This is a genomic window from Campylobacter sp. 2457A (assembly GCF_020135895.1).
In the GTDB taxonomy this organism is placed as follows: Bacteria; Campylobacterota; Campylobacteria; order Campylobacterales; family Campylobacteraceae; genus Campylobacter_D; species Campylobacter_D taeniopygiae.
This window is the reverse complement of sequence record NZ_JACHTO010000090.1, coordinates 1-528: the sequence shown is the minus strand read 5'-3', so window position 1 is coordinate 528 and position 528 is coordinate 1. Positions and strand designations below refer to the sequence as shown.

At 28.0% G+C, this 528-nt stretch carries 1 pseudogene; it reads right to left on the bottom strand.

From position 1 onward, the window contains the following. Positions 1–528: pseudogene (locus H2280_RS08465) on the bottom strand (hypothetical protein); the annotation flags it as partial.

The window sequence follows — 528 nt, the reverse complement described above, 5'->3', positions numbered from 1 at the left end:
TGCATCATAAAAAGCTTGTTTATTACCTAATATACCTAAACAAAGTTGATACTCTCCTGCAATTAGATTAGAATATATAGCATTTGCCTTAGCACTAAAAGCTCCATAAGCTCCATGCTTAAAAGCATCTTCATAAAGTTTTTTACTACTGTCTTTAAGCTGAGCAAAATAAAATCTATCATCAAATACTGTATCTTCTATTTTACGTGAATAAACATATAAACCCCAATAAGCATCTCCTAAGTCATACTTGTCTATAAGCTCATTATAGATTCTTATACTTCTATAATTAGCCTTTAAAAATTCATCAATCAATTTATCCAATAAAGCTTCATTTTTTTCATCTTGATCTAATTTACCTATAATAGCTCTAAAATAATCTTTTGAATATCCAAGTTCTGCTAAAACAAGTCCTGCCTTATAATCTTTACCTTGTTCATAAGCATAACTTAAATTCTTAATAGCTTTTTGAAAAAGATCATATCCTTTATAATCTAATCTACTAGCTTCTTCATAATCTTTTACCCC